Here is a 22266-nt window from a genome sequence, read left to right on the forward strand (position 1 = left end):
GCCCGCTACCTGACGCACAACGCCCTGCATACCTTTCGGTACGCGGGGCGTTGTTTTTTTTGCTCTGAGGCCGAATAAAAGCTTACTCTCGCACAACAACACGTTGCACTTCTACCCCACCACTGGCAGCAATGTGCAGTAGGTAGACTCCCGCCGTGGTGTGGACCATATTCAAGACTTGAGTGAATCCTGCTGGGTTGGGCGCCGGAACTGTGGCAGTGACAACCGGCCGACCCAAGGCATCAAATACGGTGAGTACAACAGGCTGCTGATAGCCGGTAAGTTGGACTACCAGGCGACCATCGTTGATAGGGTTAGGAACAATCTGCACTGCGCTCCGCAGCAGAAACTCGATAGGGTCTGAGGGCAGCGAACTGCAGGAAGGCTGCGCATTGTACATGGTAGCTACTACGGTATACGTGCCTGCCTGATTAGGTCTATATCGGACTGCCGTGGCTCCGGCTATCGGCTGGCCATTGAGGTACCATTGATTACCAGTAGCTGCACTGCTTACCAAGGAAGTACCGACCTGAGAAATGACCGGCTGGGGTGGTTTTGGCAGTACCCGTATCAGCAGCGAGGCGGTATCCACACAGGTAGGCAAAGGAAGCATACGGAAGTCGAGGGCCGTCACCTGCAGATGGTAGCGGGTGGTTTGCGTTGGCGCCACGGTAATTGTCTGGTTGCTCTGGTCGGCAGGTGACAGTCCATTGGCCGGAGCCCAGCGGTAGGAATAAGCAGCCGGCCGGGCCAGGCGAGGGTCCCACAGCCCAATCGTATCAGGGCGCCCCGACATAGCTTTCAACTGCAGCGAAGATCCGGCGCAGACAGTAGCTACACTGGTGCCAACAGGCTCAATCCGGGCGGCATTACGGGGCCGGATAATGAAGCGTATCGTCCGGTTCCGCCGTCCACGAACCGGGCAGGCGTTATCAACAATTTGTAGCGGAATATTAAAAACACGGCCTATGAAAGCCACATCCGCATACACATCCAATATGCCTACTGGCTGACTGGTACCATTCCCGACAATTCGAAAGGCTGCGACATCGAATGGTATGGAAGAATACCATGCATACGGAGTAGATGTCTGCATGACAGGATCAGAGAATGGATTAGTCACCGTCAGCAGGTCGCCGGAGTTGTCGTCCGAAAACCGTATCAACACCCGGGTGTAGTTGCAGGAAGACACATAGACGAAGGTAGAATCGGCATTGTTCACGATTTCGACACCCGAGTTGGCGTTCCCTGCTACAGCTACCGGCAGATCGGGCGGCCGGTTGGTGCAGAAGTCCACCACGACTACCATCATCTCCTGACGAACTGACCCAATCAGGGTGCGGATGCCATTGATGCGCCGGTATTCCAATACGTTACACGCTACGGTATAGCGGTTCAGCGCTGGGCTCTGCTGGTTGTATAGTACCGGCGTGAACTGAAAGCTACCGAATTGGGCATTAAACCGGAAAGAAGGCGAGGCCGTACGCACCGCTGGGCAGGCGGATCCTGAGAGGTCGAAAGAAGGAACAGGAAATGAGGGCGAATAGCTAGTAAGGGTACCCGGTATTTGGGCCGAGCACGGATTGGCCGGAGAGCCAATTGGAATCAGGTTGCCGGTGCCTAGGCCCAGATAACTCACCGGACTGTTGCAACCGCTCATTGGCGTATCCAGCGCGTATTCCAGTTCGTCGCCATCTGCATCAAGCGCCGCAAAGCTCAACTCTCTCTGCTGCTTCCAACACACCATATGTATCGGGGCAGTATATGCCTCAAACTGCGGTGAGTTATTCTGAATAGTCGTGTTTCCCACCATATTGCGGATAGTAGCGGCGTAATATGCGCTGGTCCCGCCCCCAATATTGCCCTGCACGGCCCTGCTGGCCCCAGCTACCGTAACCGACAACGTCCACAGGGATGATGGAGGCAGCGTTACACCCCAAACGTAATAGGTTTCTTGATAGTTGGGCGGCAAACCAGAGCCGCACGGACTGCTGCCTCCCGGGGCAACAGCGCAATATGGGGCGCCTATCGTAGTTCTGGTGGCCCGGGCGTACACTGTGTCCGTGACCGACGCAATACAGTTGCCATTGCGGATTTCCAACACCTGCCAAGACCCGACTGCCTGGCCACTGCAGTCCTGAATCAAGTGGAGGCTGACGCTATACCGGTTATTGCCGAGGGTCGTGTACGTAAGCGAACCGCTCATAATGTCTGCTCCTGCCGCTGCTTGCGGCCCGTCCAGGCCCCATCCAATAGTCAGTATCGTAACCAGAAAGCGTAGGAATATTTTCATGCGTCTGATAATAAGCAAGTAAAAAGTCGACTTGAGCACCCATCCGGCAGCTTGGTGCTAAGGTCAACGCTACAAAGTTCGTGCTACAGTTTCTGGCTTTCGTTATAGCCGGTTCGGGTCCTTGTCTGGTTATAATGCCACAACGCCCCGCGCACCTTTCGGTACGCGGGGCGTTGTGGGTTACTGCTGGTCTGGCATTTCATCGGGCTTAGGCGCCCGCACATAACGCCGAAATTCTTCCTTGCAGACGCCAAACTGCTGAAAGTTTCTTCGGGCTTCATTCAGACTGAGCGAGTTATTAGCCCCGCCCACATAATCAGGGTCCTGAAACTGTAGGCCGTCATCCTCCCAAAAACAAACATGGCAGATGTCATAGCTACCGGCGTCCCCCTCTGATAAAGTGAAGTACCTACAGCATGGGCACTGGTAGTTGCCGAAGCGGTTGGCAGCATACATAGTACACCTACCGACGACGGCCGCGCTGGGGCTTTTCGTCCTCGTCGTCGTCCTCGTCGTCATCCTCACCGAAGCTGGGCATGGTGAACATGCTGCTGAGCAGGTCCTTGAACTGGGCGCCGGCCGTGAGGCGGTTGCGCGAAATCAGGCTGTACTCGGCCAGGCCGTGGAGCAGGAACTCCATCAGGAAGTAGGTGTGCTCGGGCGTTTCGGTGGGGTGCAGCTCCGTCACGATGTCGCGCAGGCCGGGCACCTGGTCGAGCACGGCGCGGTAGTCCTGGGTGCTGGCGTCGTGCAGCAGATCCACGGTGTGGCCCGTGCCGAACCACTCCTGCACGGTTTTGTAGGGCGAGGGGCGGCCTTTCAGCTTCTTGGCTTTGTCGGGGTCGGGGAAGTACTGCAGAAACAGCGTGCGGATGGCTTTGCCCATCAGCTTCTCGGCCACGATGCCGGCTCCCTCCTGCTCGCCCTCGTACACCAGCTCCACCTTGCCCGTCACGGCCGGCACCGCCGAAATGAAGTCGCCGACGCGTACGTAGGTGGTTTTCTCGCCGTTGATGAGGGCGCGCCGCTCGGCCCCGGCCACCACCTGCTCGTAGGCCGAGATGGTGAGGCGGGCCGATACGCCGCTCTTGGCATCCACGAACTCCGAGGCGCGGGCCTCCACGGCCACCTGCTCCACCAGGTCATGGATGACTTCGTTGCTGGTCACCATGCCCTTCTGTACGTCCTTGATGCGGGCTTCCTGCTTGGTGATGCGCTTGCCGATTTCGATGCTCTTGGGGTAGTGCGTGATAATCTGGGCGTCAATCCGGTCTTTGAGCGGCGTCACGATGGAGCCGCGGTTGGTGTAGTCCTCGGGGTTGGCCGTGAACACAAACTGGATATCGAGCGGCAGCCGCACCTTGAAGCCCCGGATCTGGATGTCGCCCTCCTGCAGGATATTGAACAGCGACACCTGGATGCGGGCCTGCAGGTCGGGCAGCTCGTTTATCACGAAAATGCCCCGGTGCGCCCGCGGAATCAGGCCGAAGTGAATCACCCGCTCATCGGAGTAGGGCAGCTTGAGGGTGGCCGCCTTGATGGGGTCGGCGTCGCCGATAAGGTCGGCTACCGATACATCGGGGGTGGCCAGCTTCTCGGTGTACCGCTCATTGCGGTGCACCCAGGCCACGGGCGTGTTGTCGCCGTGTTCGGCAATCAGGTTTTTGGCGAATACGCTCAGCGGCTGCAGCGGGTCGTCGTTGAGCTCGGAGCCGGCCACCACGGGCATATACTCGTCGAGCAGGCCTACCAGCAGGCGGGCAATGCGGGTTTTGGCCTGGCCGCGCAGGCCCAGCAGGTTGATGTGGTGCCCGGCCAGAATGGCGCGCTGCAGCTCGGGTATCACGGTTTCCTCGTAGCCGAAGATGCCGGGAAACACGTCGTCTTTGCTTTGCAGCTTCTTAATCAGGTTGTCGCGCAGCTCAGTTTTCACGGAGCGGGGCTGGTAGCCGGACTTTTTGAGGGCGCCGAGGGTAGTAAGTTGCTGGAGCTGGTCGGCGGAGAGAGAGGAATACGAAGGCATGAAGGGAGAATAGGATGAAACGGAATGTGTGGTTGCCTGTCATACTGAGCTTGCGAAGGACCTCATCACGCGTGAACAACCTTGTTCTGGTACTATAAGGTCCTTCGCAGGCTCAGGATGACACTAGACAAAGTGCATTACTACACGTTTTTGCGGCGGTTGCGCTTGTAGTCCTCGAAAATCAGGTGGCCCAGGCCTTTGAGCGAGCTGTAGTACGCCTTGCCCTGGTTGACTTCCGTGAATTCGTTGACGAACTGCTGCAGATACGCGTCGGAGGCAATCATGAACGTGGTGATGGGCACCTTGAGGCGGCGGGCGGCGGCGGCTAGGTTCAGCGTCTTGTTCACCACCTTGCGGTCGAGGCCGAAGCTGTTTTTGTAGTAGCCGTTGCCTTCTTTCAGGCAGGTAGGCTTGCCGTCCGTAATCATGAAAATCTGCTTGTTGGGTGTTTTGCGCTTGCGCAGCAGGTCCAGGGCCAGCTCCAGGCCGGCCACGGTGTTGGTGTGGTAGGGCCCCACCTGCAGATACGGCAAATCCTTCACCTCAATCTGCCAGGCGTCGTTGCCGAACACCAGCACGTCCAGGAAATCCTTGGGGTACTTCTGCTTCACCAGCTCGGCCAGCGCCATGGCTACCTTCTTGGCCGGCGTGATGCGGTCTTCGCCGTACAGAATCATGGAGTGCGAAATGTCAATCATCAGCACCGTGCTGGTCTGGCTCTTGTGCTCGTTTTCGCGCACTTCCAGGTCGCCTTCGGTCAGCATGAACTCGCCGGTGCCCAGGCCGTGGTTGAGCTGGGCGTTGCGGATGCTCTCGGTCATGGAAATCTGGTCAAGCGAATCGCCGAACCGGAATTCGCGCATGTCGGTGCTCTGCTCGTCGCCCTGGCCGGTGTGGGGCGTGCGGTGGTTGCCCTGCCCCGACTTCTTGAGCTTGCCGAAGATTTCCTCCAGCGAGCTTTTGCGGATCTGCTGCTCGCTTTTGGCCGTGATGTTGAACTCGCCTTTTTGCTGCTCGTCCTCGTCGATGTAGCCCTTCTTTTTCAGGTCTTCGATGAAGTCGCCCATGCCGTACTCATCGTTGGTGAGGCCGTACTGCTTGTCCAGCTCGTTCAGCCACGAGAGGGTTTCGCCCACGTCGCCGCTGGTGATGGTGATGAGCTGCATGAATATCTTAAACAGCGAGTCGAAGCCTTTATCGGTCGACTCCTCGGGCACGTAGTCCCGGAAACGAAAGCCTGCTGACATAGTAGTGTGGGATGAGCCGGTAGAACAACGGAAGCCGGTTTTTAGTTGTCGGGTGGTGCAGTTGCTGGTTGCGCGTTGATCGGCGGTGGTTGTTTGTTACTTGTTGGTTGTTGATTGTCAGCAATTCGGGAGGTTACGCGCACCAGTTCCAGCACCAGCCGGCAATCAACAAGTATCAACCAACAAGTACCCAATACCTATGAAAGCCATCTGGAACAACACGGTGGTTGCGGAAAGCAACGATACGGTGGTAGTAGAGAACAACCACTATTTCCCCGCCGACGCCATCAAGCGCGAGTATTTCGAGGACAGCATTGCGCACACGTCCTGCCCCTGGAAAGGCCGCGCCAGCTACTACTCGCTGCGCGTAAATGGCGAGCTGAACAAAGACGCGGCCTGGTTCTATCCGGAGCCGAAAGCAGCCGCCGAGCAGATCCGGGGCCGCGTGGCGTTCTGGAAAGGCGTGCAGATTCAGCCCTGACCCGGCCCGCCGTGTAACCCGAAGCCGCGTGAGGCGGTATGCAGGACAGAGCAGCCGGCGCCGGTTGGCAGCCGGCTGCTCTGTCCTGCCTATGAGACGTGTGCTTCCCTTTCTGCCAGCGGTGCTGGCCCTGCTTGTAGCCTGCGACGCGCCCCGCTCGGCCACCGAAACCGCCGACCCGGCCACGCTGCGCGCCACCAGCTCGGCGGCTGCACCAGCCGCTACCGTTAGCTTCCGCCGCGAGCTGAGCCAGAACGACCACCGGTTTGTGCTGCAAACCACCGGCGAAGGCAACCAGCGCCAGCTGCAGCTGCGCGTGGAGAAAAACGGCCGCGAGCTGACCACCACCACCCAGGTAGTGGAAGGTATGGTAGCGGATGCCGTAGCAGCCAACCTCAACGACAACAAGTTTCCGGAGCTGCTCATTTTCGTGACTGATGCCGGCAGCGGCTCCTACGGCCAGCTTATCGGCTACGAGTTTCTCAACCAGGGCCGCCGCAACCTGACGCTGCCAGAGCTGACCGGACCGGCGGCCCAAGGCTACCAGGGCCACGACGAGTTCCGGGTGCAGGACGGGCGCGTGCTGCGCAGCTTCCCCATCTACCTTGATGCAGACCCCAACTGCTGCCCCACGGGTGGGCAGCGCACCATCCAGTATGAGCTTCCGCCCGAGGCCGTCACGTTCCGCCAGGTGTCGTTCAGCAATCAGGTGAAGTAGCATAGCAGGGCTGAAGCTGAGCTTTTTTACAAAACTCACGTAAACACCTGAACCAGTGCCGATACTGCTACAAACAAGCACTTTTCAGCTGGTACGGGTTTACTTTTTATTTGGATTACACCTAGAACGCAATACCTTGCGTAGATATTACCGCTCTCATGCCAGCTCTGTGCCTTGTCGTGACAGGCTGTTTTCGGTTCTTTTCTGCTGATACTGCTTCGCGGCGTATCGGCTACCCACTTCGGGTCGTCCTTGTTTCTCTCCTTTTAAACCACCATATCATATGAAAGCTTCTGCTTTAGCGCTGCTTGGTACCTCGCTCGTCGTGGCTACTGCCTGTGACTCTTCGCGTACCGCTGTTGAGAATACATCAACGGCCGCCAATACCGTAGAAAACACGGCTTCTACCGAGCCGGTAAGCTTCACGCGTGAGCTGACCCAGGGCGACGCCCGCTTCGAAGTACGCACCACCGGCTCATCGGCCCAGCGCCAGCTCACGGTACGCTCGTACCGGGGTGCGGCTCTCACGTCTGACCCGATCCGGCTCGACATCAACGGTGCCGTGCGCGACGCCGTAACGGCTGACCTGAACGGCAACGGCAAGCCGGAGCTCTACATCTTCACCGATAATGCAGCTGCCAACGGTGGTTTCTACGGCTACGAGTTTGCGGAGCGCGGCTACACCCCCATCAGCAGCCCCGGCATGATTACCGGCACGGCGGGCGTGGGCTACTCCGGCAAAGACTCCTACGTAGTGAGCAACGGCAGCCTGACCCGCTCGTTCCCGGTGACTACCACTACTGCCGATGCCAACGCCACTACCCCGGCTGCCGCCAGCAGCCGCACCATCACCTACCGCCTCGGCGCCGACGGCAAATGGACGATGGGCCAAGTAATGGACGGCCAGCCGTAATCGGTTATACCCTCCACAAAAAAGCCTCCGCAAGAACTTGCGGAGGCTTTTTTTATGCTGAACAACAGGTCAGCCTGTTAGTCGATCCATTTGAAGCGGTACTCCAGCTTGGGCACTGCCATACGGTCGGCTACGCGGCGCAGGCGGTTGGGCAGGGCCATCACATAGTCGCGGGCTTTTTCGGCGGCACCATTGAGGCCGGGCATCTCCGCAATTTTCCAGTCGGTGATGAGGGTTTCGAGGATATCGGTGTAGTCCTGGCTGGTGTAGACGCCCAGGCGCTGGGCGGCGTCGGTGAAGTGGCCGAAGGTTTTGCCCATCTCGATGCCCATTTCGCGCATGTAGTGGGCCGGCATCACAATCTTTTTGCGCATCATGTCCTCAAAGGCCAGCATCATCTCCGAAGGGTCTATCTCAAAGATTTTGTCGACGAAGGTTTTGTAGACGCGGGCGTGGCGGGTTTCGTCGCCGGCAATCATGCCGCAGAGCTTAGACAGCTGGTCGTCGCCGGCTTTGCGGGCCAGCTGCCCCACGCGGCGGTGCGAGATGTTGGTGGCCGTTTCCTGGTAGCTCGTGTACACGAAAGCGCGGTACGGGTCGTGGGCTGTGCCCAAGTCGAAGCCATCGGCAATGAGATACTGCGTGCTGACCTCGAATTCGCGCATGTTCACGCGGCCCGACAAGTAGAGGTAGCGGTTAAGCAGGTCGCCGTGGCGGTTTTCCTCGGCCGTCCACCCCCGTATCCACTGCGCCCAGCCGTTGTTGGGGTCGCGGCCCAGGTCATCGAGCTGGTGAAACCAGGCTTCGTAGTTAGGCAACGCTTCTTCCGTAATGGTGTCCCCGATGAGGACGGCCAGCAGGTCGTAGCTCAACTCCCGGGCGCGCTCACGCAACAGCTTTACCTCATCGAAAAAGGTGTCCATCCGGGGGTCGGGCAGAAAATCAGAAGGCTGCCAGCTGCTTTCCACGCTTTTGAGGAAGGTACCCAGGTTTTCACGCAGAAACGGTTCGAGGTGCTGCAGAACCTCGGCGCGGGAAGTGGTAGATGCAATCATGGCAGTAGGTATTAGAGGGAGAACTTAACTCCAAAGGTATATACTTACTACCCCGTATGAAGTTGAATAAGTCCTATAGTGGGCTTATAAAATTTTGGCCTTTTCGGCCGTAGCGCCTCTTATTTACGCAAAATGTACGCCTGAGCTTCCGTCTGGGTACTATCGGCGGCCACCAACTGCCAGGTGGAGCCGGGCAATTGCGCCCGGAGCTGCCGGTTCAGCACCGCGGCTCCGGCCGGCGTCAGGAACCACCGCACGGCCGCGCCACGCGGCCCCAGCCGCTGCAGACTTTCGGGAAAGAAGCGGGTGCCGGTCAGCGCTTGGCGCCACCGGGTCTGCGACGGATCGGCCGAGGTCCAACCGGCCAGCAGCAGCATGCGCGCGGGCTGCGAATCGGGGTTGTGGAATGCGTTGGCGGATTTGTAGGGCAAAAAGTCCGTCACGAGCAGGCCGGCAGATTGGGCCTGCTCCCGGCGCAACCTGTTGTTGGTTTGCTGCTCGGCCAGCAGCACCTGGCGGCGGTGCAGGGTTTTGAGCATATACGGCACGGCAGCCACCACCAACACGGCCAGCACCACCAGGGCAGCCCGGCGGGCATCCGGCACGCCGTCCGCCCGGAATACATACACCAGACTGCTCAACGCCCAGCAGTTCAGCAGCGGCAGCGCCAGGCGGGGCGGCAGCTTCAGCACGGCTCCCAACGCCAGCAGCGCCACGATGTAGGCAAACTGCACCAGCCAGAAGCTGCGGTGGTGCCCCTGCCCTGCTGCCAGCACCAGCAGCGCCCCCTGCAGCAGTAGCACCGGAAAATAGTCGCGGGGGAGTTGCCGCAGCACCTGGGCGAGTTTGGCCGGGGCCGTATGCTGCAGAAAGAACGGCAGGTGCAGGGTACCGGCCCGTTGGAACAGCGCTTCGTTGGTGAGCGTGGAGTCGGAGAGCAGCCAGTTCTGCACGGCCGCAATGCCCAGGCTATCCGCTGCGGTGCGGGGCAAGGGGCGGTAGAGCTGGTAGTCGTTGAGGTTGGACTTGAGCACGTCGAGCTGGCGGTAGGCGGCAGACTGCGGGCTGCGCGTGCCACTGAGCAGGGCCGCGCCCAGCAGGGCCAGGCCGGCCGCACCGGCCAGCGCCGGCAGGCTGCGCCGGCCGCTCAGCCACCATGCCCCCGGCACAACGGCCAGCAGCCCCAGCACGGCCGCACTGGGCCTGATCAGCCAGCCTACGCCGAACGCCAGCAGCCCCAGCACCAGCGCCAACCGGCTGGCGGGCCGCTGCGCGGCCAGCAGCACTCCTACCCCGGCCAGCAGAATAGCAACCCGCACGTAGTTGAACCAGAAGCCATGTTCCAGCCAGGCCGTAAGGAAAAACAGCACGAGCAGCGCTGTGCCCAAGCCGGCGGGCAGCCGGGGCGTCAGCAGCCGGTCCAGCACGGTGAAGGCGCCGGCCGTGGCCACGTACAGCAGCCCATACAGCAGCAAGGCGTACCAGGGCCAGGCCGGAGCGGCTTCGTAGAGCCAGGCCAGCACTGCGCTCAGCCCGTGAAAATAGAGGTGCAGGTTGGTGACCGGCGCGGCAGCAGCCGTACCGCGCAGCAGCAGTATAATAGCCGCGTCGTCGTTGGTTTCGAAGTAGCCGCCCAGCCCATAGCCCACCGCCAGCAACAGCAGCGCGGGCAGCAGCACACGGCGAAACAACTTACCGGACATACGCACTTAATAGAGTGAGGAAAGCGGAGACGTTCAGGGGCAATCCTACCGGCTTAGCCGGCAAGCAGGGAACAAAGCTGTTGGGTGCAGGCTACGCTCGTGGGTGGCGGACCCGCAGCCAGGCCGCAATACCATGCTCTACCCAGCCGGCGCCCCCAATTTCGCGCAGCAGCGCATACAGCTGCCGGGCCTGCGGAATACTGCCGAACCGGGCGGCCTGGCGCATCTCCCAGCGCAGGCGCACCCGGAGCGCCTCCCACTCGGAAGCAGTGCGGCACAGCGCCGCCGCCTTCCGGCAGATCTGCATAGTAGACTCGATGAAAGGGTCGTGGGGGCGGTAGCTCTGGGCCGATTTGGAACGCGGGTGCAGCCGTTTCTGCGTCAGCACCTCATCCTGATAGGCAAACTGCCAGTTGCGGGACGCCCGCACCCAGAAGTCGAAATCCTCATACGTCAGGGTTTCGTCGTAGCCGCCCAGCTCCAGCAGCGTGGCCCGGCGCATCATCATGGAAGGCGCACTGATGAAGAAGCGCCGCAGCACCTCCTCAAACACCCAGCCCGCGGCCGGAAAAGGCTGCAGCCGGCCTTTCGCATCGGGCCGGTGGTGCAGGCGCTGAAACCGGCCGTCTTCGCTGAGCAGCTCCAGGTTGCCGTAGAGCATGCCGTAGCTGGCATCGAGTTCCTGAAAGTACGCTACCTGCCGGGCTACGCGCGTGGGCAGCAGAATATCGTCGGTGGCAAAGTCGATGACGAACTCGCCCCGGCTCTGGAAGAAAGCCCGGTTGAAAGCCGCGCAATTGCCGATGTTTTCGGGCAGAAACACGGTGTGCCACGCCGGATGCGCCGCTGCGTACTCCCGCAGCACCGCCACACTATCATCGGAGCTGCCATCATCCACCAGAAACACCTCCAAGTTCGGATACGTCTGGGCCAGAATAGAATCGAGGGCAGGACGCAGAAAGCGGGCGTGGTTGTGGCACAGGGCTACTATGGTCACCAGCGGCAGCGAATCGGGAGCGGGCATACAGAAAGGGCAGGTTGAGAACGTAAAAGTACACGGCGGCAGTTGGCAACACAGCCACAGGGTAGTCGCCCGCGCCTCAGCGCCAGTATCGCCGGAAATACCAGCCGCACCAGAGCAGCAGCAACGCATGGCGCAGCGCCGACGCCCACACGGCGCCCAGCAGCCCCAGCCGCGGCAGCAGCAGCGCCAGCGCCCCGGCATACAGCACCGCCGAAACCGCCTGCAGCAGCACGTAGCGCCCCACCCGGGCCTGCGCCGTCAGCACCATCACCAGCGGCCAGGCCACAAACCGCAGCCAGTCGGCGAGCAGCTGCGGACCCAGCAGACTCTCAGCGGCCCCAAACCGAGCCTCGAAAAGCAGCGGCAGCAGCCAATGGCGCAGCACGTACAGCAGCGCCAGCCCGGCCGCCAGCAGCGGCACCAGCAGGCGCAGCACCGTCCGCACCCAGGCCCGCTGCTCGGCGGGCCGCGCCGCCAAAGCCGCCAGCCTCGGATAATACACGCTGCTCATGACGGCCGTCATCACCATAGTATAGTTGTCGGAAAGCTTGGCTACCGCCTGCCAGAGGTCGGTTTGGGCAAGGCTGAACTGCCGGATGAGCAACTCCCGCACCGCAAAATCCACGGCCTTCCCAAACAGCAGCAGCCCCACCGCCATCAGCAGAAACCGGCCCAGGCCCCCTAGCGCCGCCGGACTGATTTTCCCCCGGAGCACCGGCAGCAGGCCGGCCCGCCCGGCCAGCACGCCGGCGGGCAGCACGGTAGCGCCCTGCGCCAGCAGATACGCCAGCAGCGCCGTAGTAGCAGCGCCGCCCGCTGCCAGCACGGCCCCCACGGCTGCCAGCCCCAGCAGGCTCAGCGTCACGGTCAGGCCGATGTAGGCGCGCAGGCGGCCCGCGGCCAGCAGCACGGCCCCCAGCAGCGCATAGGCCGTGAGCAGCGCAATACCCAAACCGAACATAGCAACCCAACCCAGCGTGGGCCCGAACACCCCTACCAGCGGCCCGGGCGCCAGCAGCAGCGCCAGCAGCCCCAGCAACAGCGAAGCACCGTTCAGGACAATGGCGGCTCCCAGCCAGGCACGGTAGCGGCCCGCCCCCGGCCGCAGCGGCGCCAGATACTTCACCAGCCCTACGTGCGTGCCATCGTTGGGCAGCGTCGTGAACAGGGCCATCAGATTCTGGAAGTGCGCCAGCAGCGTGAGGCCGCCCGGCCCGCCGTACACGGCCAGCAGCTTATTGAGCAGCACCGCCCCGGCCGCCCGGGCCACTACCGCTGCCCCCGACCCCAGGGAGCCGCGTACGAAACGGCCTACTCCCGGCGAGGCGGCAGTTTCCGGGGCGGCTGGCATTTCGGTGGGGCGCATGGCTGCAAAAGTAGCGGAAGCTGCGGCAGTGCCGCCCCGAGCCTACTAGCCTGGGCTGGCGCGGCAGACCCGCAGAAGCCAATCCGCCGTGGAGTTGTGTAGCCCCGGGGCGGCTTCTGCCGTACATTGGCCCGGCTTTCCCCTTTTCTATGGACTCTTCTGCCCTTCCCCTCGCCGAGCCGGCTGTTGAACCGGCTCCGGTGCATCCCGACGACGAGAAACACAGCTCTATTGCCGACCACGCCGATACGCAGCTGGCCCGGGAGGCCCATGTGGGCCAGCGCCCCGGCACGCTCACCATCCGGCCCGGCTCTTTGCGGCCGCGCCTGTTCATGATGTCATACGACGAGGACTCGCACACCGAGCGTGAGTATGCGGACTACCAGGAGCTCTGGACGTTTTTCTCCGCTCATCCGGAGCTGCGCCACTGGATAGACGTGCGCGGCTACGACGACCTGCCTCTGATGGAGCAGTTTATGCGGGATTTTGAGCTGCATCCGCTGCAAATGGAAGACGTACTCGGCGACTACCAGCGGGCGAAAGTGGACGTATTCGGCGACAACCGGCTGTTTCTGGTGTCGCGCATGACGGAGTTTTCGAAGCTGTTCGAAATCGACGACGACCAGTTTTCCATCTTCACCGGCACTAACTACGTGCTCACGTTCCAGGACGACTACGAGGATTGCCTCGACCCGGTACGCAACCGGCTTCGCTCGGGCTACAGCCAGATCAAGCGCAAGCCGCCGCTGTACCTGGCCTACGCCCTCACCGACGTGGTGCTCGACCAGTACTACCCTACCATGGCCGCCATCGGCGACTATATTGAGCGGCTGGAAGACCGGATCTTGCAGGACCGCCCCGACCGGCGGGTGCTGGGCCGCATTCTGCGCATGAAAAAGGATATTATCCGCTTCCGCCGGTTTGTGTACCCGGAGCGCGAGAAGATTGCCGAAATTCTGCGCATGCCCGAAGACATCGTGCCCGACGACATGAAAGTGTACTTCCGCGACTGTTACGACCACGCTATTCAGGCCCTGGACCTGGCCGAAAGCTACCGCGAATCGGTCAGCAGCCTCGTGGACCTGTTTATGTCGAACCAGAACAACCGCATGAACGAGGTTATGAAGGTGCTGACCATCATCAGCTCCATCTTCATTCCGCTCAGCTTCGTGGTGGGTTTGTACGGCATGAATTTTCAGCGCGAAAACCCGCACGGCGGCATCAACTACCTCAATATGCCCGAGCTCTACAGCCCCTGGGGCTACCCAGTTCTGCTGGGAATTCTGGCTGGCATTGTGGTCGTACAGCTTGTTTACTTCTACCGCAAAGGCTGGCTGACGAACCGGTGAGTTGGTGGAGTGGTGGAGTGGCGGGGGTTGGTGTATTAGCAAATCTTGCAATCCTCCAACCCCGCCACTCCAGCTTTAGCCCCATTTGCGCGGGTCGGCGGCGGTTGCGCTGGCAGCGTGGTGGGGCTGGCCCAGCACGGCGTATACCTGCTCCAGGCGCTCCTCCACGGTGCCCGTCAGCAGCGTGTACGGAATCTGGAGCATGTCGAGCTGCATGGCCACCATGCCGTGGTGGAAGTCGCGCAGGGCTTCCGGGTCGCGCCAGCCGTCGTCTTCATACGGAATATCGGGGGCGCAGAGGAAGGTGTGGAAGTAGCGTTGCCGGCACTCGGCGGCCAGCGCCAGCAGTTCGGGGGCGCACCGGGCGTAGTAGAAGTAAGAAAACTGCGCGGTAGTCGCGGCATTGGTGTCCACGAACAGGAAATGGCGCGCATACGGCACGGCCTCGTCTTCCAGCTCGCGGTGGCGATGCGCAATGTAGAGCAGGTCGTCGAAGTCGGTGGCGCCGTTTTTTTCCTCGTGCAGGGTGCGGCCGTACTCATGCACCCACACGGTGCTGTAGGCCGAAGCCAGCGCCTTGCTCAGGGTCGATTTGCCGGTGCTTTCGGCTCCCATCAACACAATCTTGCGGATAAACTGCGCCGAGTGAAAGTGCGCCTGCACCACCGGATGCAGAAACTCCGCGTGCCCGTACAGGTCCTCCCGAATTCGGGTACCGGATATGGGCACCCGAGTCCGGGGCGGGTCGACGGCCACATACGCGGCCCCGATATGGGCGGCAAAGCCGGGCCCGTACTGCTCGGAGGCAAACACTACATCGGGCTGCAGGGGCTGCTGCCGGAGCCAGCGCCGCACAAACTCCCGCTGGGTATAGTCGGCGGCGTCGTTAGGCGGCACAGGCAGCTGGCCCACGGGCAGCGCCACTACATGCAGCACGGTTTCCCCGATGCGCGGCGGCGTGCCCGGCTCAGCCCCGGCGGCCGTGTAAATCTGCCGGATCCAGCCCGCCCGGGTTTCCGAATCCATGGTGGCCGGATCGGGGTTGGAATACACCAGCACATACAGGTCCTGGACCTGCGCAGCCGCCTGCTCCAGCAGCAGCTGATGGCCTTTATGAAAAGGCAGAAACTTGCCCACAATCAGGCCAATAGGCCAGCGGAACGCGGAAGTAGCAGAAGGATTCAAGCGAAAAAGCAGTTGGCGGCGGCCAGGGGTGCGGCAGCCGGGCAGCACCCGAGGTTCCGATGCCGGGCCGAAGGTAAGCGGTTTGCCAACACTTCGGGCAGCGCGCCTACTTGAGCTCCAGGGCCGTACGGCGCAGCTCAGTGCCGGTGGTGCGGTAGAGGTGGTAGGTTTTGGTAGCGGCTTCGTAATCGAGCCCGATTTCCGGGGCGCTGCTGTCGAAGGGCTGGCCCCCCAGCAGCCGGCCCAGCCGGTCGTATACGTAGGCCTTGCCGGGGCCGGGCTCCGTCAGCACATACACCCGCTGCTCCGCCCCGAAATCGAAAAACTGCACGGGCTTTTGGCCGGAAGTCAGGAATTTCTGGCTCAGCAGCCGCCGGCCGGTGGGGTCAAACAGATCCAGTTGCCCGCCCTCTTCGCGGGCCACCACGTAGGAGCGCCGCCGCTGGTCGGGGATGAGCCGGAACACCGAGTTCCGGCTCCAAGTGGCTACCCGGCTGCGGGTCACCACGTCGCCGGCCAGCGAAAACGTCACCCGCTCACCGTGCTGGTTCACCACCGTAATACGGGTGCGGTTGAGCGTCGGGCCTACGGTTTCGGCCAGCGCCTCGCTCTGCAGCCGTGCCCCCAGGCTAATCGGGAAGCCCGGATACACGCCGCCCTGCTGGTCGAAGGCATACACGTAGCCGTTTTCGAGCAGCACCACCAGCACGTCGCGGCCCCCTACCACCAGATAGAGCGGCGGCGCGGCCAGGTTGAAATCGAGGCGCTTGGGCAGCCAGTTGGGGTAGGTGTTGCCTTTGGTGTCGTAGAGAAACAGGTTGCCGCCGCCGCCCGCTACCAGCAGGCGCGGCACCCCGGATGCCCCCACCGGCGACACGCTCAGGCCGCTGGCCCGCACCGAGTCGGGCAGATTGAGCGGGAAGGTTGGCGTGGAGCGGCCCTGCTCATCCAGAAAATGAAGCTGGGTAGCCGTGGCCAGCAAGTAGCCCAGGCGCCCGCCTACCGTCTGGCGCTGCACCCGCCCCACGAGCGGGCCGGGCAACGTATCCGACCAGGCCACCACGTTTTCGGGGGTGACGTAGTGCAGCACCTGGGCCGCATCCTGCACCAGCACACCGGGCCGGGCCGCCCCGGTTACCGATACCAGCGTCGGAGAGCCGGCCAGCGGCGTCTTGAACGACAGCACGCTGCCGGTGCCAATGCTGCCCTGCGGGCGGGCTACGGCCGGCCCTACCAGCGGGTGGCGCAGCAGCAGCTGGGTGAAGTACTGAGCCCCGGCCTCGGCTTCGTTGGCGGCGGGCACAAATTGCAGGGCCACCTGCGGAAAGCGCTTAAACAACGACTCATTGCGCAGCAGTCCGGCCCGGCGCTCTTCCACCAGGCCCCGCAGCAGCAGGTTCCAGGCGTTGCGCGTGTCCAGTACCACGCTCAGGCGGGCCAGCGGCTGCGTTTCCTGCAGGAAAGATACCTGCGTGGGCGAGCGGGCCCACACCTGCCCCGCTCCTACGTCCTGCAGCCAGCCCCGCAACGCCGCCGCATCATCGCCGAACACCACGTAGTTGCCGACCACTGCCGCCACCGGCTGCCGGAAGCCGGCAAACAGCGGCCCCAGCAGGCGCGCCGGCAGCTCCGGTACACCCATTTGATGCATCTGATAAGCGCCCACCCGCTCAAACGAAGGGCTGGCACCCACCGCCCGCCGCAGCTGGCCCAGCAGCACCGCCTGCTGCCCCGGCCGGGCGCACCAGACCAGGGCCAGCCGCCCCGGACTCACGCGGGCCGAAGCCGGCGCCATATAGGCCAGCGCCGCCTCGGCACTCATGCCGGCCGTCAGGCTGTCGAGCAGCGGCGCCAGGGCCGGACTCAGCGAATCGGCGGGGGTAGCGGGGCGGGCGCCGCGCAGCACACGGGCCTCCCCGATGCCCAGATGCACCAGCAGCGCCGTGCGCAGGCTCAGCACATCGGCCATGCGCAGGCGCCGGGCGGGCTGGCCGCGCAGCCGCTCGTGCAGGCTGCCACCGGCCGTTTCCGGATTAGCAAACCCATTGAAAACGACCTTGTTGCCGGCCAGCTTCATTTCCAGCTGCCCATTGCCGGCCAGGCTGGTCACGCTCCCGATTCCGGGTACGATGTCGGGGCGGAAGAAAACGCCCAGCAACTGCGGCAGACGCCGATAATTGACCAGCAGCGTGGCATCTACGTCGCGCAGGCGAAAGAAGTCGGTGTTCTGAAAATCGGCCGCCACGCTGGGCTGCCCGGGCCCGGCCAGGCGGCGCACCACGGCCTCCACCAGCCCCGGGTTGGGGCTCATCACCAAGTGGTTGCGGTAGTTGAGGAACGTGACGCCCCGGCCGGTTCCCACCTCGCTTATTTCGATGAGCAGCCGGCCCTCATAGTCACGCCTTCGGACCCGGAACTGCGGGTCGCGGCTCAGCGCATCTACCAGGCTACGCACCTGCCGGTACTCGCGCACGCTCCCGATGGGCAGCTGCAGCAACACATCAAAATGGCCTTTTCCCGTAACGTGCACCGAAGTCAGCACGTTTTTGCGGCCCAGAAAGCGCATCACCACGTTGCGCGAGCCGGTGAGGCTGTCAATCAGCACCACGGTGTTTTCCAGCCCCTGAAAGTAGCGTACCGCCGTCAGGTTGTCCCAGACCTGGGTTTCCTTGAGGTGGCGCACCAGCGTAGGATGGTCGCGGGTGGCCGCTACCAGCACGGCATCGTCGGGCACCAGCTCCCAGGGGTCAACGGGCACGGCCGCCACGGTGCGACGGTAGTACACGTACGACGCCAGCGACGCCAGCAGAAACAAACCCGTAAGAAATACCAGTAGCTTTTTGGACATGCAGAGGTGCCGGAGGGCGGGCGGCAAAAATAGCTATTCGCAGGCAGGCAACGGAAACCCCGACCGTAATACGGCTGGCAGCGGCCAAAAGGCTGCTTTTGGCTGGCAGAAGTAGAAGTTTCCCGCCAGGTCCAGCTTGAAATCCAAACCAAAAAGGCCAGCACCCGCAGTACAGCTCCGCGCGAAACTGCTTACCTTCAGGGCATGGCTTTACGATGGAAACCGTTGGCGACGCGCTGCTCCGAACGTTTGCAAAAGGGCTTTGCGCGCCACCTGAGCCGAAGCGTAGCCCGGGCCGGAAGCCTGGCCTGCGCTCCACTCCTGCTCCTGACGGGCTGCTTCGAGCTGCGCGACCCGGAACCCGCCGCCGCCGCCAGCGACTGGCTGCCGCCTACCCAGATTGATATTCTGCTCGCCAACTTCACGACGGCCGTGCAAACGCTGAACGTGGTGAACTACGAGCGCACGTTTACGGGGCCGCAGTACCGCTTCATCCCCGACCCCTCCTCCGCCGGCACCGCCACTACCCTATTTGCCAACTGGAGCGTGAACGAGGAGCGCGACTACCTCAGCGGGCTGCGCCGCCGCTCGTCTGCCACCGGCCAGAACCAGCTCACGCTCAGCAGCCGCCGCGACCAGTTTTTCACGGCTGATTCGGCGGAAGTGTCAGCGCTGTATCAGCTTCGGATTGTGCAGTCGGACACAGCATTTCGGGCTACGGTGCTGGAAGGCAACATCCGGCTGCTGGTGCGCCGCCGCAACAACGAGTGGAAAATAGCCAGCTGGCGCGACCAGCGCACTTCCGGCACCATGAGCTGGACCGACCTGAAAAAGTACTTTATTCGCAATTAACGCCGCTACGCCGCCAAGCTGCCCTCCGCCGCTCTACTTCTGCCATGCCCGATCTGCTGCCTTCTGCACCGCTTGCTCGTCGCCGTGCCCGCATTGTAGGTGGCGGCCTGGCTGTTGGGGCCGTACTGGCGGGCTGCAACCCATTTGCGCCGGGCCTCGACGATATGCCCGCCGACCCCAACCAGCTGCTGGGCAACCCCGTGACTGTGCGCGGCTTCTTCGACCGGTTCCGCAGTGCCTACCAGCTGCGCGACTCCACCCTGTATGGCCAGCTCCTCGACCGGCGCTTTACGTTCACGTACCGGGACTTTGCGGCCAACTTGGACCGCACCTGGAACCGCGACGTGGAAATATCTACCACCTACAAGCTGTTCCGGGCCGCGCGCACGGCCAATCTGCAATGGACGCAGTACCTGCCCACCACCGATACGCTGTACTCCGATACGCTGGTGTACGTGGAACGGTCGTTTCAACTCACCATTGAGCAGCGCGACAACCAGCTGTTTCAGGGGGCAGGCTCGGCGCGGCTGGTGCTGGTGCGCAAGCAAAAAGGTGACCCGTGGCGCATGCGCAGCTGGTACGACCGGAGCGAATTCTAGCCCGGCGCGCGGCCGGCTCCGTTTCCAGTAACTCGCGCAGCCAACTGAAACCACTGCCGCCGCAACGCTCTTCCTCTCAGCCAGCAGCAGAACACTCAGCAGGCTTCCTTTCCTGAAAGGCACACAAAAGCCCGGCGCAGCAGTTCAGGCATTCCCTGAACTGCCTCGCCGGGCTTTTCCTATGAGCTGTTACTGGATGTTGGTCAGCTCTACGTCGAAGCGCAGCGGAGCATCGGGCGGAATGACGTTGCCCGCTCCTTTGGGGCCGTACGCCAGCTCCGACGGAATCAGCAGAATGGCTTTTTCGCCCTTGCGCATCAGGCCAATGCCTTCTTCCCAGCCCGCAATTACGCGGCCCGTACCAATGGCGAAGCTGATGGGAACCGGGTTTCCATCGGGCCCGATGCTGGATTTATCGAACTGCACATTGTTGAGCAGCGTGCCCCGGTACACCACCGACACCACTTGGTTGGGGCGGGGCTGGTCGCCGGTGCCGGCCACTTTGCGCACGATGTACAGGCCCGAGGGCTGGCGGCTGGCCATGAAGCTGCTATCGGCAATGTATTTGGTGATGGCCAGCGAATCGGCCTGGCGCACCTGCTTCTGCCGCTTCAGGGCCTGCGCGTTCAGCTCGTCGATATCAATGTCGGAGCCGTTGCAGGCCGCAAAAAACAGGGGAGCCAGCAGAAGCAGTGCGCTTCCGGCTTTACGGGATGCAGAAGCAAGCACCGGGGAAGAGAATCGAAACACCATAGAAGAAAGGAAAAGTCAGGTAAATCAGGACGGGAGCTGCCTTGCTGCCTGGTGGCCGGCCGCTCTCGTCTTACCGAGCAGAAAGGACGGTTCTGGCCGCTTAGTTCCGTTGGGCACCCGGCGGCCAGTCGCAAAAGTAGGCGCTTTCGCCCGATCAGACGGCCGGCCTCGCCCTCACAGCAGCCCAAAAGTGGCCGGCACCGTGTCAGCGTCGGGCACTGGCAGCGCCCGGCGAATGGTGGAGCGGAGGTGGCGCACAGGGTTCTGGGTATACCCGGAGAAGATATGCCGCAGCCACACGTCGTTGCATGGGTGCCCGGCGCAGTGAAAGCAAACTCCTATCTTCCCGGCCCTAATCCTGTTTCTTTCTCTTTTATGTCCGAAAAGCAAGGCCATTTTCAGCGGGCCATTACGCTGTTTGACGCCATCATGATTGTAACCGGCAGCATGATTGGCTCCGGTATTTTTATTGTGTCGGCCGGCATTGCGCGGCAGGTTGGCTCGGCAGGGTGGCTGCTGGTGGTGTGGCTGATAACCGGTTTTATTACGCTGGCCGGAGCCGTGAGCTACGGCGAGCTGGCCGCCATGTTCCCGAAAGTAGGCGGACAGTACGTGTATCTGCGCGAGGCCTACAACAAGCTGGTGGCCTTCCTCTACGGCTGGTCGTTGTTTCTCGTGATTCAGACCGGCGTAATTGCGGCCGTGGCGGTGGCGTTTGCGCGGTTTGTGGGCGTGCTGGTGCCGTGGTTTTCGGAGGCCAACGTACTGTTCGAAATCGGGCCGCTGAAATTCTCCACCGTCATGCTCCTGGCCATCGTTATGCTGGTGGGGCTGACGTGGGTGAACTCGCGCGGGGTACGCGGCGGCAAGCTGATTTCCAACATCTTCGGCAGCACCAAGCTGGTGGCGCTGGCGCTGCTCATCCTGTTCGGGCTGGCGCTGGGCATCAACGACCAGGCCGTGAGTCTCAACTTCCATGCTATGTGGAATGCCGTGAGCTACGATGCCGCCGGCCAGGGCACGCCGCTCACCACCTGGGGCCTGATTGGGGCCATCGGGCTGGCCATGACCGGCTCCCTGTTCAGCTCCGACGCTTGGAACAACATCGGCTTCTCCGGCGACGAAATTGTGCGGCCGGAACGCACCATCGTGCTCAGCATGGCCATTGGCACGGGTATCGTAACGGGCCTGTACCTGCTTATCAACCTGGTATATCTGCTGGTGCTGCCCCTGCACGGCGACCCGGCCGCCGCCGCTTCCGACGTAATGAGCCGCGGCATTATGTACGCCGCCGACGAGCGGGTAGGGACGGCCGTAGCCGGCAGTATCCTGGGCAGCGTCGGGGCAGGCCTGATGGCCGTGCTGATTATGATCAGCACGTTCGGTGCCAATAACAGTATCATTCTGAGCGGCGCCCGCGCGTACTACGCCATGGCCAAAGACGGCCTGTTTTTCCCCCGCATGGCGCGCCTCAACAAGTTTGGGGTACCGGGCGTGGCACTGTGGGCGCAGTGCATCTGGGCCTGCGGGCTGTGCTTGTCGGGCTCCTACGGGCAGCTGCTGAACTACGTCATGTTCTCGGTGATTCTGTTCTACGTCATCACCATCATCGGCATTTTCGTGCTGCGCCGCACCCGGCCCGACGCGCCCCGGCCGTACCGGGCGCTGGGCTACCCCGTGATTCCGCTGCTCTACGTGGTGCTGGCCTCGGCTTTCTGCATCATCCTGCTCGTGTCGCCGGCCACGGCCCGCGACGCTGGTCTGGGCCTGGGGCTGGTAGCGCTGGGCGTGCCGGTGTACTACCTGTTCGGCAAGCGTTTCGGCAGCAAGCAGGAATAAGCGGCTAAGGCTCAGTCA

Annotated in this window: 18 protein-coding genes; 7 read left to right on the plus strand and 11 right to left on the minus strand. The window is 62.4% G+C overall.

Translation table 11 applies throughout. The features are described from left to right. Nucleotides 1-82: 82 nt before the first annotated feature. The 4 genes from BUE15_RS05135 to BUE15_RS05150 form a co-directional block, all read right to left on the minus strand. A complete protein-coding gene (locus BUE15_RS05135; RefSeq protein ID WP_170865195.1) occupies nucleotides 83-1813 on the minus strand; it encodes a T9SS type A sorting domain-containing protein in 1731 nt (576 codons plus the stop codon). A gap of 660 nt (nucleotides 1814-2473) precedes the next feature. Continuing rightward, a complete protein-coding gene (locus BUE15_RS05140) occupies nucleotides 2474-2812 on the minus strand; it encodes a CPCC family cysteine-rich protein (protein WP_317614838.1) in 339 nt (112 codons plus the stop codon). After that, complete coding sequence (locus BUE15_RS05145) at nucleotides 2757-4316, minus strand: sigma 54-interacting transcriptional regulator (RefSeq protein WP_073281788.1); 1560 nt, start codon at nucleotides 4314-4316, stop codon at nucleotides 2757-2759. Before BUE15_RS05145 ends, BUE15_RS05140 begins: the two co-directional genes overlap by 56 nt. A gap of 140 nt (nucleotides 4317-4456) precedes the next feature. Beyond that, nucleotides 4457-5563: a vWA domain-containing protein gene (locus BUE15_RS05150; RefSeq protein ID WP_073281790.1), complete on the minus strand. Its 1107-nt coding sequence runs from the start codon at nucleotides 5561-5563 to the stop codon at nucleotides 4457-4459. 199 nt (nucleotides 5564-5762) lie between these two features. Here BUE15_RS05150 and BUE15_RS05155 point away from each other — a divergent pair, with 199 nt between their 5' ends. The 3 genes from BUE15_RS05155 to BUE15_RS05165 all read left to right on the plus strand — a co-directional run bounded on the left by BUE15_RS05155 (nucleotide 5763) and on the right by BUE15_RS05165 (nucleotide 7675). Beyond that, nucleotides 5763-6044 (plus strand): DUF427 domain-containing protein, encoded by a 282-nt coding sequence (locus tag BUE15_RS05155; RefSeq protein ID WP_073281792.1) that lies wholly within the window; start codon nucleotides 5763-5765, stop codon nucleotides 6042-6044. 91 nt (nucleotides 6045-6135) lie between these two features. Next, a complete protein-coding gene (locus BUE15_RS05160; protein ID WP_139252136.1) occupies nucleotides 6136-6762 on the plus strand; it encodes a hypothetical protein in 627 nt (208 codons plus the stop codon). A 283-nt stretch (nucleotides 6763-7045) separates the two neighbouring features. Then, on the plus strand, nucleotides 7046-7675 hold the full coding sequence (locus BUE15_RS05165; protein WP_073281796.1) for a hypothetical protein: 630 nt from the start codon (nucleotides 7046-7048) through the stop codon (nucleotides 7673-7675). Between the two features lie 77 nt (nucleotides 7676-7752). On the opposite strand, the gene BUE15_RS05170 is transcribed toward BUE15_RS05165, so the two are convergent. From BUE15_RS05170 to BUE15_RS21890, 4 genes are all read right to left on the minus strand, one after another. Continuing rightward, nucleotides 7753-8730 carry an acyl-ACP desaturase gene (locus tag BUE15_RS05170; RefSeq protein ID WP_073281798.1) on the minus strand — a complete coding sequence of 326 codons (978 nt, stop codon included), beginning with the start codon at nucleotides 8728-8730 and terminating at the stop codon, nucleotides 7753-7755. A gap of 119 nt (nucleotides 8731-8849) precedes the next feature. Next, nucleotides 8850-10433: a hypothetical protein gene (locus BUE15_RS05175; RefSeq protein ID WP_073281800.1), complete on the minus strand. Its 1584-nt coding sequence runs from the start codon at nucleotides 10431-10433 to the stop codon at nucleotides 8850-8852. Nucleotides 10434-10524: 91 nt separating this feature from the next. Next, nucleotides 10525-11457: a glycosyltransferase family 2 protein gene (locus tag BUE15_RS05180; RefSeq protein WP_170865196.1), complete on the minus strand. Its 933-nt coding sequence runs from the start codon at nucleotides 11455-11457 to the stop codon at nucleotides 10525-10527. 76 nt (nucleotides 11458-11533) lie between these two features. Continuing rightward, nucleotides 11534-12823, minus strand: coding sequence for an MATE family efflux transporter (locus BUE15_RS21890; protein WP_073281802.1), 1290 nt, complete (start codon nucleotides 12821-12823; stop codon nucleotides 11534-11536). Between the two features lie 149 nt (nucleotides 12824-12972). Here BUE15_RS21890 and corA point away from each other — a divergent pair, with 149 nt between their 5' ends. Next, the gene (gene corA / locus BUE15_RS05190) at nucleotides 12973-14172 is read left to right on the plus strand and encodes a magnesium/cobalt transporter CorA (protein WP_084548836.1); all 1200 of its coding nucleotides are present in this window, start codon (nucleotides 12973-12975) and stop codon (nucleotides 14170-14172) included. Between the two features lie 75 nt (nucleotides 14173-14247). On the opposite strand, the gene BUE15_RS05195 is transcribed toward corA, so the two are convergent. Beyond that, nucleotides 14248-15357: an AAA family ATPase gene (locus tag BUE15_RS05195; protein ID WP_073281961.1), complete on the minus strand. Its 1110-nt coding sequence runs from the start codon at nucleotides 15355-15357 to the stop codon at nucleotides 14248-14250. A gap of 106 nt (nucleotides 15358-15463) precedes the next feature. After that, nucleotides 15464-18205 (minus strand): hypothetical protein, encoded by a 2742-nt coding sequence (locus BUE15_RS05200; protein ID WP_073281804.1) that lies wholly within the window; start codon nucleotides 18203-18205, stop codon nucleotides 15464-15466. Nucleotides 18206-18454: 249 nt separating this feature from the next. Between BUE15_RS05200 and BUE15_RS05205 the strand changes: the two genes are divergently transcribed. Then, complete coding sequence (locus tag BUE15_RS05205; RefSeq protein WP_073281806.1) at nucleotides 18455-19057, plus strand: hypothetical protein; 603 nt, start codon at nucleotides 18455-18457, stop codon at nucleotides 19055-19057. 44 nt (nucleotides 19058-19101) lie between these two features. Continuing rightward, nucleotides 19102-19656 carry a hypothetical protein gene (locus BUE15_RS05210; RefSeq protein ID WP_073281808.1) on the plus strand — a complete coding sequence of 185 codons (555 nt, stop codon included), beginning with the start codon at nucleotides 19102-19104 and terminating at the stop codon, nucleotides 19654-19656. A 189-nt stretch (nucleotides 19657-19845) separates the two neighbouring features. Here BUE15_RS05210 and BUE15_RS05215 read toward each other — a convergent pair whose 3' ends face one another. Next, nucleotides 19846-20409, minus strand: a complete 564-nt coding sequence (locus BUE15_RS05215) for an FKBP-type peptidyl-prolyl cis-trans isomerase (RefSeq protein ID WP_084548838.1) — start codon at nucleotides 20407-20409, stop codon at nucleotides 19846-19848. A 375-nt stretch (nucleotides 20410-20784) separates the two neighbouring features. On the opposite strand from BUE15_RS05215, the gene BUE15_RS05220 reads away from it, so the two are divergent. Next, nucleotides 20785-22248 (plus strand): APC family permease, encoded by a 1464-nt coding sequence (locus tag BUE15_RS05220; RefSeq protein WP_073281810.1) that lies wholly within the window; start codon nucleotides 20785-20787, stop codon nucleotides 22246-22248. The last annotated feature ends 18 nt before the right edge of the window (nucleotides 22249-22266 follow it).

The organism is Hymenobacter psychrotolerans DSM 18569 (assembly GCF_900142395.1).
GTDB lineage: Bacteria > Bacteroidota > Bacteroidia > Cytophagales > Hymenobacteraceae > Hymenobacter > Hymenobacter psychrotolerans.

Coding starts and splice junctions, on each gene's coding strand:
- BUE15_RS05135 (WP_170865195.1), bottom strand. CDS start 1,813: ATGGTGGGAAACACGACTATTCAGAATAACTCACCGCAGTTTGAGGCA.
- BUE15_RS05140 (WP_317614838.1), bottom strand. CDS start 2,812: ATGACGACGAGGACGACGACGAGGACGAAAAGCCCCAGCGCGGCCGTC.
- BUE15_RS05145 (WP_073281788.1), bottom strand. CDS start 4,316: ATGCCTTCGTATTCCTCTCTCTCCGCCGACCAGCTCCAGCAACTTACT.
- BUE15_RS05150 (WP_073281790.1), bottom strand. CDS start 5,563: ATGTCAGCAGGCTTTCGTTTCCGGGACTACGTGCCCGAGGAGTCGACC.
- BUE15_RS05155 (WP_073281792.1), top strand. CDS start 5,763: ATGAAAGCCATCTGGAACAACACGGTGGTTGCGGAAAGCAACGATACG.
- BUE15_RS05160 (WP_139252136.1), top strand. CDS start 6,136: ATGAGACGTGTGCTTCCCTTTCTGCCAGCGGTGCTGGCCCTGCTTGTA.
- BUE15_RS05165 (WP_073281796.1), top strand. CDS start 7,046: ATGAAAGCTTCTGCTTTAGCGCTGCTTGGTACCTCGCTCGTCGTGGCT.
- BUE15_RS05170 (WP_073281798.1), bottom strand. CDS start 8,730: ATGATTGCATCTACCACTTCCCGCGCCGAGGTTCTGCAGCACCTCGAA.
- BUE15_RS05175 (WP_073281800.1), bottom strand. CDS start 10,433: ATGTCCGGTAAGTTGTTTCGCCGTGTGCTGCTGCCCGCGCTGCTGTTG.
- BUE15_RS05180 (WP_170865196.1), bottom strand. CDS start 11,457: ATGCCCGCTCCCGATTCGCTGCCGCTGGTGACCATAGTAGCCCTGTGC.
- BUE15_RS21890 (WP_073281802.1), bottom strand. CDS start 12,823: ATGCGCCCCACCGAAATGCCAGCCGCCCCGGAAACTGCCGCCTCGCCG.
- corA (WP_084548836.1), top strand. CDS start 12,973: ATGGACTCTTCTGCCCTTCCCCTCGCCGAGCCGGCTGTTGAACCGGCT.
- BUE15_RS05200 (WP_073281804.1), bottom strand. CDS start 18,205: ATGTCCAAAAAGCTACTGGTATTTCTTACGGGTTTGTTTCTGCTGGCG.
- BUE15_RS05210 (WP_073281808.1), top strand. CDS start 19,102: ATGCCCGATCTGCTGCCTTCTGCACCGCTTGCTCGTCGCCGTGCCCGC.
- BUE15_RS05215 (WP_084548838.1), bottom strand. CDS start 20,409: ATGGTGTTTCGATTCTCTTCCCCGGTGCTTGCTTCTGCATCCCGTAAA.
- BUE15_RS05220 (WP_073281810.1), top strand. CDS start 20,785: ATGTCCGAAAAGCAAGGCCATTTTCAGCGGGCCATTACGCTGTTTGAC.